This is a genomic window from Microbulbifer maximicatervae (SeqCode) (assembly GCF_052467815.1).
Window position 1 is genome coordinate 644,051 of sequence record NZ_CP174326.1, and the last position, 15,495, is coordinate 659,545.

16 protein-coding genes and 2 tRNA genes are annotated in these 15,495 nt (G+C 51.6%); 3 read left to right on the top strand and 15 right to left on the bottom strand.

What is annotated here, in order from left to right; translation table 11 throughout:
* Positions 1-407 precede the first annotated feature (407 nt).
* From ACJJIW_RS02675 to ACJJIW_RS02685, 3 genes are all read left to right on the top strand, one after another.
* Positions 408-767 carry a hypothetical protein gene (locus tag ACJJIW_RS02675; RefSeq protein ID WP_444936639.1) on the top strand — a complete coding sequence of 120 codons (360 nt, stop codon included), beginning with the start codon at positions 408-410 and terminating at the stop codon, positions 765-767.
* A gap of 204 nt (positions 768-971) precedes the next feature.
* Positions 972-3,086, top strand: a complete 2,115-nt coding sequence (locus ACJJIW_RS02680; protein ID WP_444914732.1) for a TonB-dependent receptor family protein — start codon at positions 972-974, stop codon at positions 3,084-3,086.
* A 40-nt stretch (positions 3,087-3,126) separates the two neighbouring features.
* Positions 3,127-4,698: a PepSY domain-containing protein gene (locus ACJJIW_RS02685; protein ID WP_444936640.1), complete on the top strand. Its 1,572-nt coding sequence runs from the start codon at positions 3,127-3,129 to the stop codon at positions 4,696-4,698.
* Between the two features lie 587 nt (positions 4,699-5,285).
* Here the strand turns inward: ACJJIW_RS02685 and ACJJIW_RS02690 are convergent.
* From ACJJIW_RS02690 to ACJJIW_RS02760, 15 genes are all read right to left on the bottom strand, one after another.
* Positions 5,286-5,361, bottom strand: a tRNA-Lys gene (locus ACJJIW_RS02690).
* 105 nt (positions 5,362-5,466) lie between these two features.
* Positions 5,467-5,542: transfer RNA gene (locus tag ACJJIW_RS02695), tRNA-Lys, on the bottom strand.
* 132 nt (positions 5,543-5,674) lie between these two features.
* Positions 5,675-6,352, bottom strand: coding sequence for a 7-cyano-7-deazaguanine synthase QueC (gene queC / locus ACJJIW_RS02700; RefSeq protein WP_444936641.1), 678 nt, complete (start codon positions 6,350-6,352; stop codon positions 5,675-5,677).
* A gap of 35 nt (positions 6,353-6,387) precedes the next feature.
* Complete coding sequence (gene queE / locus ACJJIW_RS02705) at positions 6,388-7,047, bottom strand: 7-carboxy-7-deazaguanine synthase QueE (protein ID WP_444936642.1); 660 nt, start codon at positions 7,045-7,047, stop codon at positions 6,388-6,390.
* A 106-nt stretch (positions 7,048-7,153) separates the two neighbouring features.
* Positions 7,154-7,993: a tol-pal system protein YbgF gene (ybgF, locus tag ACJJIW_RS02710; RefSeq protein WP_444936643.1), complete on the bottom strand. Its 840-nt coding sequence runs from the start codon at positions 7,991-7,993 to the stop codon at positions 7,154-7,156.
* A gap of 18 nt (positions 7,994-8,011) precedes the next feature.
* The gene (locus ACJJIW_RS02715; protein WP_282934229.1) at positions 8,012-8,500 is read right to left on the bottom strand and encodes an OmpA family protein; all 489 of its coding nucleotides are present in this window, start codon (positions 8,498-8,500) and stop codon (positions 8,012-8,014) included.
* Positions 8,501-8,599: 99 nt separating this feature from the next.
* On the bottom strand, positions 8,600-9,895 hold the full coding sequence (gene tolB / locus ACJJIW_RS02720) for a Tol-Pal system beta propeller repeat protein TolB (RefSeq protein ID WP_444936644.1): 1,296 nt from the start codon (positions 9,893-9,895) through the stop codon (positions 8,600-8,602).
* Positions 9,892-10,686 carry a cell envelope integrity protein TolA gene (gene tolA / locus ACJJIW_RS02725; RefSeq protein ID WP_444936645.1) on the bottom strand — a complete coding sequence of 265 codons (795 nt, stop codon included), beginning with the start codon at positions 10,684-10,686 and terminating at the stop codon, positions 9,892-9,894. The genes tolB and tolA overlap by 4 nt, the downstream gene beginning before the upstream one ends.
* 7 nt (positions 10,687-10,693) lie before the next feature.
* On the bottom strand, positions 10,694-11,125 hold the full coding sequence (tolR, locus tag ACJJIW_RS02730) for a protein TolR (RefSeq protein ID WP_444892812.1): 432 nt from the start codon (positions 11,123-11,125) through the stop codon (positions 10,694-10,696).
* Between the two features lie 20 nt (positions 11,126-11,145).
* Positions 11,146-11,835, bottom strand: a complete 690-nt coding sequence (gene tolQ / locus ACJJIW_RS02735) for a protein TolQ (RefSeq protein ID WP_413664412.1) — start codon at positions 11,833-11,835, stop codon at positions 11,146-11,148.
* A 4-nt stretch (positions 11,836-11,839) separates the two neighbouring features.
* On the bottom strand, positions 11,840-12,244 hold the full coding sequence (ybgC, locus tag ACJJIW_RS02740; protein WP_282934233.1) for a tol-pal system-associated acyl-CoA thioesterase: 405 nt from the start codon (positions 12,242-12,244) through the stop codon (positions 11,840-11,842).
* 12 nt (positions 12,245-12,256) lie between these two features.
* Positions 12,257-13,276: a Holliday junction branch migration DNA helicase RuvB gene (ruvB, locus tag ACJJIW_RS02745; protein WP_413664411.1), complete on the bottom strand. Its 1,020-nt coding sequence runs from the start codon at positions 13,274-13,276 to the stop codon at positions 12,257-12,259.
* 23 nt (positions 13,277-13,299) lie between these two features.
* The gene (gene ruvA / locus ACJJIW_RS02750) at positions 13,300-13,911 is read right to left on the bottom strand and encodes a Holliday junction branch migration protein RuvA (RefSeq protein WP_282934234.1); all 612 of its coding nucleotides are present in this window, start codon (positions 13,909-13,911) and stop codon (positions 13,300-13,302) included.
* 57 nt (positions 13,912-13,968) lie between these two features.
* On the bottom strand, positions 13,969-14,496 hold the full coding sequence (gene ruvC / locus ACJJIW_RS02755) for a crossover junction endodeoxyribonuclease RuvC (protein ID WP_282934235.1): 528 nt from the start codon (positions 14,494-14,496) through the stop codon (positions 13,969-13,971).
* Positions 14,497-14,646: 150 nt separating this feature from the next.
* Positions 14,647-15,390, bottom strand: coding sequence for a YebC/PmpR family DNA-binding transcriptional regulator (locus ACJJIW_RS02760; protein ID WP_282934236.1), 744 nt, complete (start codon positions 15,388-15,390; stop codon positions 14,647-14,649).
* Positions 15,391-15,495 lie beyond the last annotated feature (105 nt).

The following is a 15,495-nucleotide window of genomic DNA, read 5'->3' on the forward strand; positions in this document are numbered from 1 at the left end:
GGAAATATTTTGTCTGCCAAGAACAATATACGAATGTGGAATTGGGTAACCAGCCACCAAAAATCATCCAGCAGAATCATGCCAAACCTATCAGCAGATTTTTTACTAGAGATCGAGGTTGCCAACGGCAATGGTATTTTTACCATAGAAAGCAACTCCCAGCCCTTGATAACTCTCAATAAGTAGAGCAGAATGCGCCTCAAATTATCACTTCGCAAGTACCAGCTTTGTCAATCTGCTACTTTACCAAAACCAAACAATCACGAGGCGCACGAAACCTACTGCCTCGTATAGCGTTGTTTTTATTTTTGGTACAAGCGTTGATTCCCACTGGGTACATGCCAGCCTCGATCGCTACTGATGGTACAGCTATCAAACTCTGTCCTAGTGGCGTCTCACCAGAAGTAATGGCGATTATTCATCAGGGACATAATCAAAAGCCATTAAGCAGCGGTACAAAGAGCGAGCAGAATCACCACTCCCATCATCAACATATACACCATGAGATGGCGAGTATGTCAGCCGATAAAGTTGCTGAAAGTACAGATCATGATCACCATGCCGAAGGTAATTGGCAGCTGGACTGCAAGTTTGGTATTGCAAAGCCAAATTCCGAAGTAACATTTTTATCTACCCCTTATCTATCTAGCCTGTCAAAAACACGCTATATCCAGCAGCGACACTTGGCTGAGGAAGTAATCGCCAGCCTACATCGCAAACAGCAGCAGCGCGCTCCTCCCTTCTTCACCTCTTTGTCCACAATTTAAGTCTTTGCTCTTCACTTTTTGGGCTCGTTTACGCCTGCCCAAATCATGAAGCCAGTAAGGCATTCGATATAAGCAAATCAGCTTGCTCGTAGATACTACCAATCTAGTATCAGAGCACCTGTGCCTGTCGCTATATCGTCTGCGTTACAGCATCTAATTTATTTTATCGGCACGCTACATAGCGTTCCGACAGGATACCTATACATGAAAATTACTCGAAAGCTGCTCATCTCCTTAGCACTTATTGCTATCAGTAGCGCGCCTCAAGCTAAAGGCCAAGATCATCAATCCCAGTCAATTGAGGAGGTTGTAGTTACAGCTGATATCGATAATTCACTATCTGCACACTCTGCAAGTGAAGCAATTCATAACCTTCAGCGTGTTCCAGGGGGAGTTGACTTGGTTCGTGCCGAAGACTATTTAGTTGAGTTTACGCAGAGTATTGGTGACGCGCTGAAGTTCACACCCGGCGTTTACGCAGACACTTCAGCGCAGCGTGACAATCGAATTTCTATTCGGGGATCCGCTGCGAATGCTACTTATGAACGCCGAGGAATTACTGTATTGCGTGATGGAGTACCGATTTCACGTGCCAGTGGCAGCACCGAGTATCAAGAAATAGATCCACTATCTATTGACTATATCGAGATCTATAAAGGATCAAACGGCCTTCGTTATGGTGCAGCTTCACTGGGAGGTGCAATCAATGTGGTAACACCGACGGGAGCTACGTCAAAAGCTGGAAGTAATATAAGGTTGGAAAGCGGGTCATTCGATACATACCGAACCAGTATTAACACTAAAGGAAGAAATGACGCTTTTGATTATTACGGTGCGGTAACCAAACTAAATAGCAGTGGATTTAGAGAACATTCCGAAGTCGACAGTATTTATAGCTTTGGTAATGTTGGCTACAAATTTAGTGACAACTTAGAAACTCGCTTTTTCCTAACCGCATTGCAAGACAATTTTGAGCTGGCTGGCTCTTTGACACACGACCAAGCACTAAGCAATCCTGACATGTCGCCAGAATCAAATATTGAACGCGACATGGATCGAAACCTTGATGTATTTCGCTTATCAAATCGAACAGTTTTTGCACTGGATTCGCTCACTATTGAAGCCGGGGCTTGGCTAGCAACAAGATATTTGGATCACGCTATAACACCATATGCCGGCATCATTGAGCAAAGCGGAATGGAGTTTGGTATATCTACTGATATTACTGGTGATTTCCAACTGGATATCACTGATATTTCCTGGGTTATAGGTATAACCCATGCTGAAAGTAACAATGAGTCAGAACTGTTTGCGTACTCTGAGGGCCCTTTTAGCCCAACACCAACTGCCGAGAAGGGGGATTTATCAAGTAAAGATGATCGGAATGCGACGAATACTGTCATCTATGGACAGCTAGACTTTTCCCTAAGCGAGTCACTTAACCTAATCGCAGGAGCTCAATATATTAGTAGCGTCAGAGAAAACAAAAATATCTTTAACTCTGACCCCGCTCAGGATACGGGTGGACCGGAAGATGACACCGGTAAGTTGAGCTTCGAAAAATTCAATGGGCGTCTTGGTGTTATTTATACCCTACAAGATGAAAATCAGCTATACGCTAATGTGAGTGAAGGTTATGAGCCACCAGGAATAACTGATCTAACTTCGGGTGGAGCGGATCCATTTACAATTCTTGATGCACAAGAGTCATTGACTTTTGAGGTTGGCTCTCGCGGGCAGAAAGGTATTGTAAGCTGGGACGCATCTATTTATCACAGTGAAATTAGCAACGAATTTGTAGACGTTGGGCAGTCCGGGTTTAGCGGCGAAACAACAAGTACAGAAAACGCAAGAGGTAACACACTACACAAAGGTGTCGAGCTTGGTCTCGATATACAAATAAATAAGAATATTCTCTGGCGGAACATCTATAACTATAACGACTTTTGCTTTGATAATGATCCGGATAGAGGGGATAACAAGTTACCTGGAATACCTCAATCAATCTACGCCAGCGAATTGAAATACTCGAGCAATGGCAGGTGGTATGCAGGCATTAACTTGCGACATATTGCCAACGGAGCCTACGTTGACTACGCCAACACTGAAAGAACTGCGGGATATGAATTAATTGGCATTATTGCCGGTATCTCGATAAACGAAGCGATCGACTTATTTGCATCTGCGGAAAACCTAACCGACGAAAAATATATCTCAAATGTGTCAACAGTATCAGATCTTAGTATGGCTTCCAGTAATTCAGTTTTTACTCCAGGTCAAGGTCGCGCCTTCTATGTTGGTGTCAGCACTAACTTTTAATAGCCCCTCACAGTAGGAAATACATAAGCGAGGTAGCTTGATGAAACTGCAATTCATTAGATGGCACAGATTCCTAACCTGGATAGCTTTTTTTGGTGTTGTAACTTGGTCTTTGTCTGGAATATTCCATCCAATAATGGCTTGGTTTGGTCCGCAAGCCAAAAATACAATGCCACCCACGTTTCAAGCCAATGCAGAGACCTTATATAAACTTGAAAAAATTGTTGACAAGCTGCCTATTGAAAGGGTGGCTATCGCTAAAGTTGTTCCTTCAAGTGAGGGTAATCTACTGCAGATTACAGAAGCTGATAACAGTCCAAGGCGTTATTTCAACCTTGAAACTGGAAGTGAGTTGTTTGATCATGATATAGCACAAGCAAAGTGGCTCACATCTCATTACTTGGACTTACCACAAGAAAATATTATTGATGTTAAATTCAAGGAGAGCTTTAGCACTGATTACCCGCGAGTTAATCGCCTGCTGCCAGTTTATGAGGTGACCATTGCCGCCGACGATAATTTACTCAAAGCTTTTATCTACACCGAAACAGGTGCCTTAGCTGCTTTAAACAATAGTTTTAAAGCCAAAACTCAACTATTTTTCAGAGCGCTACATACCTGGAGCTGGCTAGATACTACCGGCCATGGGCGTGTGCTCACTGTTGCACTATTTATGTTGACGCTTGTAGTGATAGCTTCAACGGGACTCTATCTGATTTTTGCACTCCCCAGCCGCAAAATTCCGAAGTCTAATCGACGCTGGCATCGCCGCCTCGGCTACCTACTTTGGCTGCCATTACTTGGCTGGTCAGCAAGCGGGTTTTATCATTTATTACAGGCAGAATACATACAACCCATTTCAGGCTTGCGACTGCTTGAACCTGTGCAACTGGAAAGCTTTGCAGTTGCGGAAAGCGAGATGGCTCAGTGGCGGCATAGCATAGGGAGTAGCATTCCTAAGAAAGCGCATTTAAATGCTATTTCGCTCAATCAGTCCATCGATAAAAAACCACTTTATCGACTTGGAATTAGCGTTCCGATTGAAGAGTCAATGTCCAATTACCAACAGCGTAAAGCACGCTTTGGCGGACTGCCTCTGGAAAGATCATCAGCTTTAATCAACGCTCAAACAGGGGAGAAAGAGTCGGTTAAGGATCAGGACTTGGCCAAAGAACTAGCTCTACAATTCATCCAATCTAATAGCAATACAATCGACAATAGTAAAATTGATGAAATCAAGCTGGTTACACACTTTGGCCCAAACTATGACTTCCGCAATAAACGATTACCAGTTTGGCAGGTCGACTTGAACGACCCAGCCGGTAGCAGGTATTTTGTTGACCCAGTAACAGGTATTTTAGTTGACCAAAATCGAAAGATTGACCGATTGGAATCACTTTCATTTTCACTGCTTCACAAGTGGAATTTTTTACGCCCATTAATAGGAGCTGAAAAGCGTGACATATTGATTGTAATTACATTACTCGCCTTAATTGCAATGTCCTGCTTTGGATTGGCTATTTATTTAGCACGCAGAAAGCCAAGAGCTAGGAGGGTTGGTTCCAGCCTACCCCCTCAGGAAGCGTCTGGCTACATTAAAGCCTCGAATTAGAACTAGCCTTTTTCTCAGGCAAAACTCTCGGTCAAGAGCAGCCCCTGCGCCCAGGATCTACCCTTGACTGAGAGACTTATAGGGCAGAATAACCTAAAGGCTATACACGCCCCCTTTTAAGCTCAAGTGTTAACCACAATTATCGATAAAGGTGTTTTTACTGTCTCGAACTGACTTTTATCTTAGCTAAAAGTTTCTACAACAGCTTATTTTCCACATGCAACCTTGACACCAACGAGCACTAAATCGTGTTCATTGCCGATCTGGCGAGACTCTCTAACTCGGCAAAAGCCGCCGCCAAGACCAACATAAGGCCCTCTAAAGTAAATAGCGGCTATTGAGCCCAGGGTTAAGCACACACAACTTAAAGCACACCCTGGCGAGCACATCTGCGCAGTCGGCGAGCCTTTACGATGCGGAAAACTCTGATAGATCACCATACATGTAATATCCACCATTCAGAATCGAAAACGAAAGGAGCTGATTAATACAGCAAATAAGCACGGTAATAGAAAGTCTGAAACTAGCCCACGTGTACGATGGTAATACAGAGAAACTGGTTAATTGATAGTGGGGAAAAGGAGAGATGGTGGGTCGTGCTGGATTCGAACCAGCGACCAATTGGTTAAAAGCCAACTGCTCTACCAACTGAGCTAACGACCCCCAGGATGGTTGGACTAACTTGGTAACGGTCCAACTTGGGTTGTTTTTACCTTCGCGCAGAAGTGTAAAAACTGGGTGGGCTGCCTTGGGCATCCCTGTCGAAAATGGTGGGTCGTGCTGGATTCGAACCAGCGACCAATTGGTTAAAAGCCAACTGCTCTACCGACTGAGCTAACGACCCTTTTCGATGCCTCGTTGTGAGGAGCTGCGTATCTTACGGATCTATTTCGAAAAGACAATACCTAACTCAAAAAAAAATCTAACAAATTTAAGGAGTTAGGTATTTGTTCAAAAAATTGGCGCCAACGGCCAATTAAGGTGCGTAGACCGTGGGGTCCTCCAGGCCGGCCTCTGTGAAGCCGGCAGCCCTCAGGCGGCAACTGTCGCAGCGACGGCAGGCAGCGCCATCTGGCAAGGCTTGGTAGCAGGACACAGTTAAACTGTAGTCCACCCCTAAGCGGGTTCCTTCGGTAACAATATCCGCCTTGCTCATGTCCATCAGCGGCGCACGTATAGACAGCTTGCTGCCCTCGACACCGGCTCTGGTAGCCAGGTTGGCCATCTTCTCGTAGGCCTCAATATATTCCGGGCGGCAATCCGGATAGCCGGAGTAGTCCACGGCGTTCACACCCACAAAAATATCCTGGGCGCCCAGCACCTCTGCCCAGCCCAGGGCAATAGACAGGAATACCGTGTTTCGCGCCGGCACATAGGTCACCGGAATACCGGAGGTTTCCTCTTCGGGTACTTCGATAGAGTCATCGGTCAACGCCGATCCACCGATTGAGCGCAGGTCGAGCTTAACCACCTTGTGCTCAACGGCCCCCAAGTCCTTCGCCACCTTCTGCGCAGCCAATAGTTCTGCCTCGTGACGCTGGCCATAATCGAAGCCCAGGGCGTAACACTCGTAGCCCTCAGCGCGAGCCATGGCCAGTACGGTGGCTGAGTCCAGGCCACCGGATAGCAAGATTACTGCTTTCTTTGCTGTCATTTTTTCCTCTTTTCTTGATGTGGCGCAGCGGCGCTTTAAACCCCTGGGATGTCGCCCCACAACAGCTTGTGCATTTGCATCTGCATACGCACCGGTAACCCATCTTCCAGTATCCATTCAGCTAGCTGGCGCGGCTGCAGCTGCTCGTAGCTGGGGGAGAAAAGCACCTCTCCAACCCGCTCAGGTATGCGGTACTGATCCAGGGTAAATCGAGCCCAGTCATAATCCCCGCGATCACAGATCACAAACTTGACCTGGTCCTGGCGAGTGAGTACTTGCATATTCTCCATACGGTTGCGGTGCTGCTCCCCGGAGGCCGGCGTTTTCAGGTCGACCACTCTCGACACCCGCTCATCCACTTTATCCACAGGCATAGCGCCACTGGTCTCGAGGGACATCGCATAGCCCGCATCGCAAAGCGCCTTCATCAGGGGAAAACAATTGGGCTGGGCCAGGGGCTCACCACCGGTAACGCACACATGGCGAGTGGGATGGCTTTGCACCTGCTGCAAAATCTGCTCCAGCGTCATGCGCTCGCCGCCGTAAAAGGCGTACTCGGAGTCGCAATAGGTACAGCGTAACGGGCAGCCCGTCAGGCGTACAAACACCGTAGGAAGGCCACTTTCTCGCGCCTCTCCTTGAAGGGAGTAGAAAATTTCACTGATTCTGAGTGATTCTTTGGAAAGATCGGTCATACACACCCAACACAAAAACGCCCGAGTGGCACATGCCACCCGGGCGCGGGATCATAGGCTTTTTCTGCTCAAAAAACCAGCGATGACAGCCAGAAGCGGCGGAAGGCTACTGGAAGTTCTCCTGCAGATACTTCTTCGCCAGATTCGACGCTCTGGCGTCACTGGCTGCCACCTGCTCCAGCAGGTTGCGGGCTTTTTGCTGGTCGCCCAGCTGGTGATAAACAGTACCCAGCTTGTAGCGGCCATCCCAGACTTTACTGGAATTCGGGTAACCGTCGAGGAGGGCTACGAACCACTCCCGAGCCTCTTCCAGGTTGCCTTGAACCAGTGCAATCTCACCCAACCAGTAATTCGCATTCGGGGCGTACTGACCATTGGGGAAGTCCTGCAACAGGCTTTTGAACTCTTCACTGGCGCCGCCGTAATCGCCATTGCGGGCCAAGCCAAAGCTGGCCTGGTAGCGGTCGCGCTCGCTCTTGCCGTCTTTCGGGCCCAGGGGTTTAGGCGGCATTGCTGAGCCCCCCTGCCCTTGCATTGACGAAGCACCGCCTTCAGCGGTAGACGGCGGCTGAGCCGCTGGTTCTGTACCACTCAGGCGTGCAATACGCCGGTCCAGATCCATATAATCTTCGGTGCGCTGCTGTTTGAGACGCTTGATCTCATGGCGCAACTCTTCAACTGTGCCACGCAACTCCCGCACTTCCTGCTGCAAAACCTGCATTTGATAGTAGGCTTCGGCCTGGGGATTACCCTGGGCTCGGGGTGGTGACATACCGGCGCGGGCAAGCTGGGTCGGAGCACTGCTATCCGCTTCATCGGTATAAGTAATGGTCGACTGGTCCTGGCTTTTAGAAGACAGGTCTACAATCGGGGCCTGGGAAAATACCGGCGATGCCGCAGTCATTACTGCTGCGGCGATCGCTAGTTTTCTAATCGTTAAAGCCATTGGCATCCATTTTTACGATTAGTTAATAACAACGCGACGGTTCATCGCACGGGCAGATTCGTTAGAACCCATTTGAGCCGGACGCTCTTCACCGTAGCTGATTACTTCCAGGTTAGCTGCGTCTACGCCTTGCAGTACCAAAAAGTCGCGAACGGCATTGGCACGACGCTCACCCAGAGCCAGGTTGTACTCGCGAGTACCCAGTTCGTCAGCGTGGCCTTCCAGGCGAACAGAACCGGCAGCAGCGCGCATACGGTCAGCGTGACGGATCAGCAGCTCACGGGTTTCGGGCTTCAGCAGGGACTGGTCGAAATCGAAGTAAACTACGTTTTCCAGAGGTGCAACTGTCTCGGTTGGCGTGGTATCAAAATCGGTGGTTTCAACCGCAGTTTGATCTGCCTGGTCCAGGGTCTCCTGGCTGCCTTCGGTGGTGTCAGTGCTGCTACAACCAGCCATAACTGCCAATACACAGGCTAACCCAAGGCCTGTTTTTACTGATTTCAACATAAGCTACTCCGCTTTATATATAGTGTTATCGAAAATCCTGAAAGATTTCTACTTGCTCTAATTCACACCCTTCGCTTAAGCGCGTCGGGCACCCCCGCCTTATTCAAAGTACGGCGACCAGGCCGGTTCACGGACATCACCCCTCTGAGAGGGCAGGTTGTACTTCACCCCGGCATCCAGCGACACCGCTGCCAGAATACCTTTATCCCCACGTTTGGTAGCGTACATCAACATGGCCCCATTCGGCGCGATACTAGGGGATTCGTCCAGCGTAGTCTCCGTAAGGACACGCACTCTGCCCGAGTTGATATCCATCGTAGCGATGGTAAATACGCCCCTATTACGATGCACCATCACCAGTGTCTTTCCATCGGGAGAAACACGGGGCCGCGCATTGTAATCGCCATCGAAGGTTAAGCGGTCGACTTGACCAGTGGCAAGAGTCAATTGGTAAATTTGTGGCTTCCCTCCCCTATCGGAGGTGAAAACCAGTGATTTACCATCTGGCATCCAGTTCGGCTCGGTATCAATGGAGAAGTGCCTTGTCATTCTTGTCAGCTTATTACTGACCAGATCCAGCACGTAGATCTCCGGGTTGCCGTCCTTGGAGAGCACCATCGCCAGTTTGGTTCCATCCGGGGACCAGGTCGGCGAGCTGTTGATGCCCTTGAAGTTAGTTAATTGCTTGCGCGCACCCGTGCGCAGGTTCTCGCGGAAAATTGCCGGGCGCCCGGTTTCAAAGGAGACGTAGGCGAGCTCCTGGCCATTGGGGGACCACATGGGAGACATCACCGGCGCGCTAAAACGGCGGATTTGCTTGGCGCGAGCACCATCGATATCGGCACGCATCAGCAGATAGCTGGGCTTGCCGCCACGGGTCTCTTCCTGCACATACACCATTTCGGTGGAGAAGGCACCACGAATACCGGTGACGGCTTCAAAAATTTCATCGGCGGCGCGGTGGGCGATATCCCGCAGCTGGGTCTGGCCGCCGCGCACTTGCTTGGTAAACACCTTGTGCTGCCCAAACACATTGACCAGATCAAAAGTGAGTAGGTAACCAGTGGCCTGAGGCTCAATGCGGCCGGTCACTATGTATTCGGTGCCGAGGATACGCCAGTCGCGGAATACCACGTCTTCCGGGGCCTTGGGGAAAGACAGCATGTCCTCCTTGGGCACAGGGGAGAAAAGGCCACTGCGGCGCAAGTCTGCGGAAATAATCCCGGAAACATCTTCCGCCAGTACCCCGCCACCAGACCAGCTGAATGGAGATACGGCGATCGGCGTGGGGTCATCGATACCACTGGTAATATCCACCACCAGCTGGGCTCGAACTCCCAGGCTTACCGAGGCGACTGCAAAAATAACAATTGTTTTCAATAAGCTCTTGATCATTGGCGCAGATCTTCGGGTCTAAAGTTAACTATAGTTGTACGGACTTCCCGCTCAAATATCACCGGTTCCTCTCTGGCCAACTCGGCTACTTCGGGAAAAACTTCCACCTTTTTAATGGCGGTGAGTACGGAGCGATCGTAAGCCGCATTTCCGCTACTCTCGATGATATTAGCTGCCACCACCCGGCCGGTGGGGACAAAGTTTATTTTTACCGTGGTTAGCATACCGTTACGGGCGCTGGGTGGACGACTCCATACACCTGCAATATGTCGATTGATCGCATCACTAACCGAAGCTAAAGCCTGTTCCGCCTCGGGGGCATCTAGCAGGTCCTCTTCATCCTGAAGTGCCTCGTCAAAGGAACTCTGGCGCTCTTGGGCCAGCTTCTCCTTCAGCTCTTTTTCTTTGCGCGCCTTCTCTTGCTGCTCTTTCTCGCGACGGGCCTTCTCTGCCTGTGCCTTGCGATCAGCTTCGACTTTCGCTTTGCGTTTCTTTTCCGCCTCGAGCTTTTTCTTCTGCTCCAGGGCTGCGCGGCGCTTACGTTCGACCTCAGCCTTGCGTTTTTGCTCCGCCTCGCGCTCAGCACGCTGTTTTATTTTATCGACCTTTTTCGGCAGTTTCTTCTTCGGTGTTGCCGCTTCAATCGTCACCAGCTTGGCCTGCACAAACTTCGGCATCGGTTTGCGCTCGGGCATACTGCTGGCTTCCCAGCCGTAGGTCATGGCAGCTATCAACGCCCCGTGTAACACGAGGCTGATGATAATCGCCAATGCATAAAAGCCTTTATTCACCGGCACCCTACCCCTGAGGTGGCTCTGTCACCAGGCCGACGCTGGGCGCTCCCGCCTGCTGCAGTTCGGTCATGGCATTGACGATCAGGCCATAGCGAGCCTCGGTGTCACCCCATACCAAAACCGGAGTTCCCGGCTTTTGGCGCAATACTTTAGCAACCGTTTGTTTAATCTCTTCGAGCGGCTTGGCACTCTTCTCGTCAGTCCCCAAATTTAGGTAATAGGTGCCATCGGAGCGCACAGAAATAATCAGCGGCTCCTCATCGGTTTCCTCCATCGGCGCCGAGGGCGCGTTTGGAAGGTCGACTTTGACCCCCTGCATCAACAATGGTGCCGTGACCATAAAGACAATTAGCAGCACCAGCATTACGTCAATGTAGGGCACCACATTGATCTCGGAGACCAGCTTCTTTTTGGTTCCCTTGCGAAACACACTCATAGGGTTCGCCTATTCACTACTCAGCCGGAATGCACTTTGCGGTGCAAGATAGAGGAAAACTCCTCGGCGAAAGTTTCGTAGCTGGACAACAGCGACTCCGCTTTGGCGGAATAACGGTTAAAAGCCATCACCGCAGGAATTGCTGCAAACAGGCCCATAGCCGTAGCCACCAACGCTTCACTGATACCAGGTGCGACCGTAGCAATAGTGGCCTGGTGCATAGTGGCGAGACCACGGAAGGAATTCATAATCCCCCACACGGTGCCAAACAGACCGATATAGGGACTGACAGAGCCTACGGTTGCCAGGAACGGTAGGTTCATTTCCACCTTTTCCTGCTCCCGGGACATAGCCACACGCATGGCCCGCTCAGTGCCTTCCATCACCGCTTCAGGGCCGCTGCTGCCCTGTTGGCGCAGACGGGTAAACTCGGTAAAACCGGCGCGGAAAAGGGACTCAACACCATCCGTCTTGCCTTTTTCCGCTCGTTCGTTACCTTCGCGGAAGAGTTTGTTCAGGTCGGCACCGGACCAAAAGCGGCGTTCGAAATTGTTCAGGGAGCGCTTGGCCTGGGACAGGTAAAGCCCGCGCTGGATAATCATCACCCAGGACACCACAGAGGCCAGTAACAGCAGCAGCATTACTAACTGTACCAACAGGCTGGCGTTCTGGATTAGCCCCCAAAGAGAAAGTTGTTCACCGGCGTTCATCTTCTTAAATAACTGCCTTTAATGCTGAATAAATAGGTTCCGGCAGGGCACAGGGCCTGCGGCTGTCGTCAGCGACACAAGCAACTTTGACCACACCTTCGCAAATTAGCTCATCGCCGCGCCAGATTTTTTGCTCAAAAGTCACTGCGGCCCGCCCCAGTTTGCCAATCGAGGCCGTAGCGCGCAATGCATCATCAAGAAGTGCGGACTTTCGATACTGGATCTCGGCGGAGTGCACCACCAGTAACAGACCCTGTTCTGGCATCGCCGGCTTATCATACCCGAGGGAGCGCAGCAGTTCTGTGCGCGCGCGCTCCATATACTTCAAATAATTGACGTAATAAACGATACCACCTGCGTCGGTATCCTCGATATAAACCCGCAGCGGAATACTGAAAACTTCCTTCACCCCATCCTCTCTCTACTTATTATCTGGCTTCGGCAAGCCGAAGTGCTCGTAGGCCAGGCCGGTTGCCACTCGCCCTCGCGGTGTGCGGGCGATATAACCCTGCTGAATCAAGTAGGGCTCTAATACATCTTCCAGGGTATCCCGCTCTTCACTGACTGCTGCAGCGAGACTGTCCACCCCCACCGGTCCACCATCGAACTTCTCGATCATGGCCAATAGCATACGGCGATCCAGCTGATCGAAACCACGGGAATCCACATTGAGCATGTTGAGGGCGGCATCGGCAATTCCGGAATCCACGGCACCATCACCTTTAACTTCGGCGTAATCGCGCACGCGGCGCAGCAGGCGGTTGGCTATTCGGGGGGTACCCCGAGCTCGACGGGCAACTTCGAGAGCACCACCTTCATCCATCTCCACTCCCATCAGGCCAGCGGAGCGACGGACAATACTGGTGAGATCCTCAACGTTATAGAACTCAAGCCGCTGGACGATGCCGAAGCGATCCCGCAGTGGCGAGGTAAGCAGGCCCGCCCTCGTGGTGGCTCCCACCAATGTGAAGGGTGGCAGGTCTAGCTTAATCGAACGCGCCGCAGGTCCTTCGCCGATCATAATATCCAGCTGGTAGTCTTCCATCGCCGGATACAGTACCTCTTCCACATGGGGGCTGAGGCGGTGGATCTCATCGATAAACAGCACATCCCCCGGCTCCAGGTTGGTCATCAACGCAGCCAGATCGCCAGCCTTCTCCAGTACCGGGCCCGAGGTGGTCTTAATGGCCACTCCCATTTCGGCGGCGATGATATTTGCCAGGGTGGTTTTACCCAGCCCCGGCGGTCCGAATACCAGGGTGTGATCCAGGGCCTCTTTTCGCAGCTTGGCAGCCTGAATAAAGATCTCCATTTGCTCCCGCACCACTGGCTGACCCACATAATCATCCAGGGTTTTGGGGCGCACGGCGCGGTCGTACTGCTCTTCCTGGCCCGAGGGGCCCACGGGCTCCGGTGCCACCAAACGGTCGGCTTCGATCATTGCAACAACTCCAGGGCCTCAGATTAAGCGGGGGCCATTCCCTTAAGGGCCAGGCGAATCAAAGTCGCACTATCGGCATCCGGCTGCTCCTTGCTGGCGCGGGCCACCATTTTGCTGGCTTCAGTGGGCTTGTAACCCAGAGCCGCCAGGGCGCTCTCCGCTTCACCGGTGTGGTCCACCTTGGGCTCGGCAGCAGCGGCCATCAGGGGGATATCGTTGGCGTCGCCAAAATCCGGGGTCAATTTATCCCGCAGCTCCACAATCAGGCGCTCGGCAGTCTTTTTACCGACGCCAGGGACTTTGACCAGCGCCGCTACATTATCCTCCGACACACAGCGGGCCAGGGCAGCGCCGTCCAGCCCGGATAAAATAGCCAGGGCCATCTTGGGACCCACTCCACTCACCTTGATCAGGGTGCGAAACAATTTGCGGTCCCCATCGCGAATAAAACCATATAACTGCTGGGCTGTTTCGGATACCGCTAAATGAGTGTGCAGCTGTACCGGCTGCCCCAGTGCGGGCAGTTCAAAAATCGTGGTCATGGGTGCGAGCACTTCATAGCCCACCCCCTGTACATCCACCAACAGCAGAGGTGGCTGCACTGCGGCCAGGGTACCGCTCAATCTTCCAATCATGTGTTATTCCAGGTTTATATTGTCTGCGCCCTTTACGGGGCCAATTCTACCAGCCAATCACACGCTCAGGCGGCCGCGACGAAAACGACTGCGCGCACCGCCAGCGGTAAATACCAGGGTTTGCTCGGTATGCATATGACACAGAGCCACGGCCAGCGCATCGGCGGCATCCTCCTGCGGTGATGCAGGTAGGGACAGCAGGGTTTTCACCATATGCTGGACCTGCAATTTATCCGCTCCACCGTTACCGACCACTGCCTGCTTCACTTTGCGAGCTTCATATTCGGCTACTGCCAGACCACTATTTGCCCCTGCCACAATAGCTGCCCCCCGGGCCTGCCCCAATTTCAGGGCGGAGCCGGCGCTCTTGGACATAAAAACATTTTCAATTGCCATCTGAGCAGGCTGGTATTGCTGGGCGATCTGGCTCACTGCATCAAAAATCAGTTTGAGGCGCTCAGGCAGGGCACCTTCGGGAATACGAATCACCCCGCTGGCCACATAGCGAGCCTTGCCCCGCTCCACATCGATAATTCCATAGCCCGTTTTTCGCGAGCCGGGGTCAATACCCAGGATTCGGGTCAAAAGGCAGCTCCCCAAATATCTGTATGTTTATATAGTGGTGGGAGTGTCCCAAGGTGAACAGGAAGCGTCAAGGGAGGGGGAGTAAGAAGGGCTTGAAAAGATAAAAAACCAGAGGCGGGACAGTAGCCGCCTCCAGTTACGGAACCGGCTTTAGCCCAGCTCCTCCATCACCTCTGCCGGAATATCCGCATTGGTGTAAACGTTTTGCACATCATCCAAGTCTTCCAGCATCTCGATCAGAGCGAGTACTTTTTCAGCACCGTCTTTATCCAGTGGAATCGTGGTGGACGGAATCATGGCAATTTCGGCACTGTCCGGGGTAAAACCAGCTGCAACCAGGGCGTCCTTAACCGTCAGGTAGTCCTGGAATTCAGTGGTAACTTCAACACTGCCGTCATCGTTGGATTCGATATCCTCAGCCCCGGCTTCGAGAGCTGCGTCCATCAACGCATCTTCATCCACTCCGGTCTCGTAGAACATCTGACCTTTGCGGGTAAACAGATAGCTAACGGAACCGTCGGTGCCCAGGTTGCCACCGCGCTTGGTGAAGGCGTGGCGCACTTCAGCCACAGTGCGGTTGCGGTTGTCAGTCAGGCACTCCACCAGGACCGCTACACCACCAACGCCGTAGCCCTCGTAAACTACGGCTTCGTAGTTTTCACCATCCGCATTGCCGGCGCCACGAGCGATAGCTTTGTCGATGGTGTCGCGCTTCATATTGGCGCCCAAAGCCTTATCGATAGTGGCGCGCAGCGCCGGGTTATCGTCCGGGTTTGGACCCGATTTGGCGGCTACCGTCAACTCTCGAATGATCTTGGTAAAGACCTTGCCCCGCTTGGCATCCTGAGCTGCTTTGCGGTGCTTAATATTGGCCCATTTACTATGTCCGGCCATTTTCCGTCTCTCTTCAGTCAGTGCGTAGGATGGGCCAAAGAGCGAAGCGAATCGCCCATCACTACGATTGGATAGGCCCGCTTCGCTCGGCCCATCGGGGAAAAA

Coding starts and splice junctions, on each gene's coding strand:
- ACJJIW_RS02675 (WP_444936639.1), top strand. CDS start 408: ATGGCGATTATTCATCAGGGACATAATCAAAAGCCATTAAGCAGCGGT.
- ACJJIW_RS02680 (WP_444914732.1), top strand. CDS start 972: ATGAAAATTACTCGAAAGCTGCTCATCTCCTTAGCACTTATTGCTATC.
- ACJJIW_RS02685 (WP_444936640.1), top strand. CDS start 3,127: ATGAAACTGCAATTCATTAGATGGCACAGATTCCTAACCTGGATAGCT.
- queC (WP_444936641.1), bottom strand. CDS start 6,352: ATGACAGCAAAGAAAGCAGTAATCTTGCTATCCGGTGGCCTGGACTCA.
- queE (WP_444936642.1), bottom strand. CDS start 7,047: ATGACCGATCTTTCCAAAGAATCACTCAGAATCAGTGAAATTTTCTAC.
- ybgF (WP_444936643.1), bottom strand. CDS start 7,993: ATGGCTTTAACGATTAGAAAACTAGCGATCGCCGCAGCAGTAATGACT.
- ACJJIW_RS02715 (WP_282934229.1), bottom strand. CDS start 8,500: ATGTTGAAATCAGTAAAAACAGGCCTTGGGTTAGCCTGTGTATTGGCA.
- tolB (WP_444936644.1), bottom strand. CDS start 9,895: ATGATCAAGAGCTTATTGAAAACAATTGTTATTTTTGCAGTCGCCTCG.
- tolR (WP_444892812.1), bottom strand. CDS start 11,125: ATGAGTGTGTTTCGCAAGGGAACCAAAAAGAAGCTGGTCTCCGAGATC.
- tolQ (WP_413664412.1), bottom strand. CDS start 11,835: ATGAACGCCGGTGAACAACTTTCTCTTTGGGGGCTAATCCAGAACGCC.
- ruvB (WP_413664411.1), bottom strand. CDS start 13,276: ATGATCGAAGCCGACCGTTTGGTGGCACCGGAGCCCGTGGGCCCCTCG.
- ruvA (WP_282934234.1), bottom strand. CDS start 13,911: ATGATTGGAAGATTGAGCGGTACCCTGGCCGCAGTGCAGCCACCTCTG.
- ACJJIW_RS02760 (WP_282934236.1), bottom strand. CDS start 15,390: ATGGCCGGACATAGTAAATGGGCCAATATTAAGCACCGCAAAGCAGCT.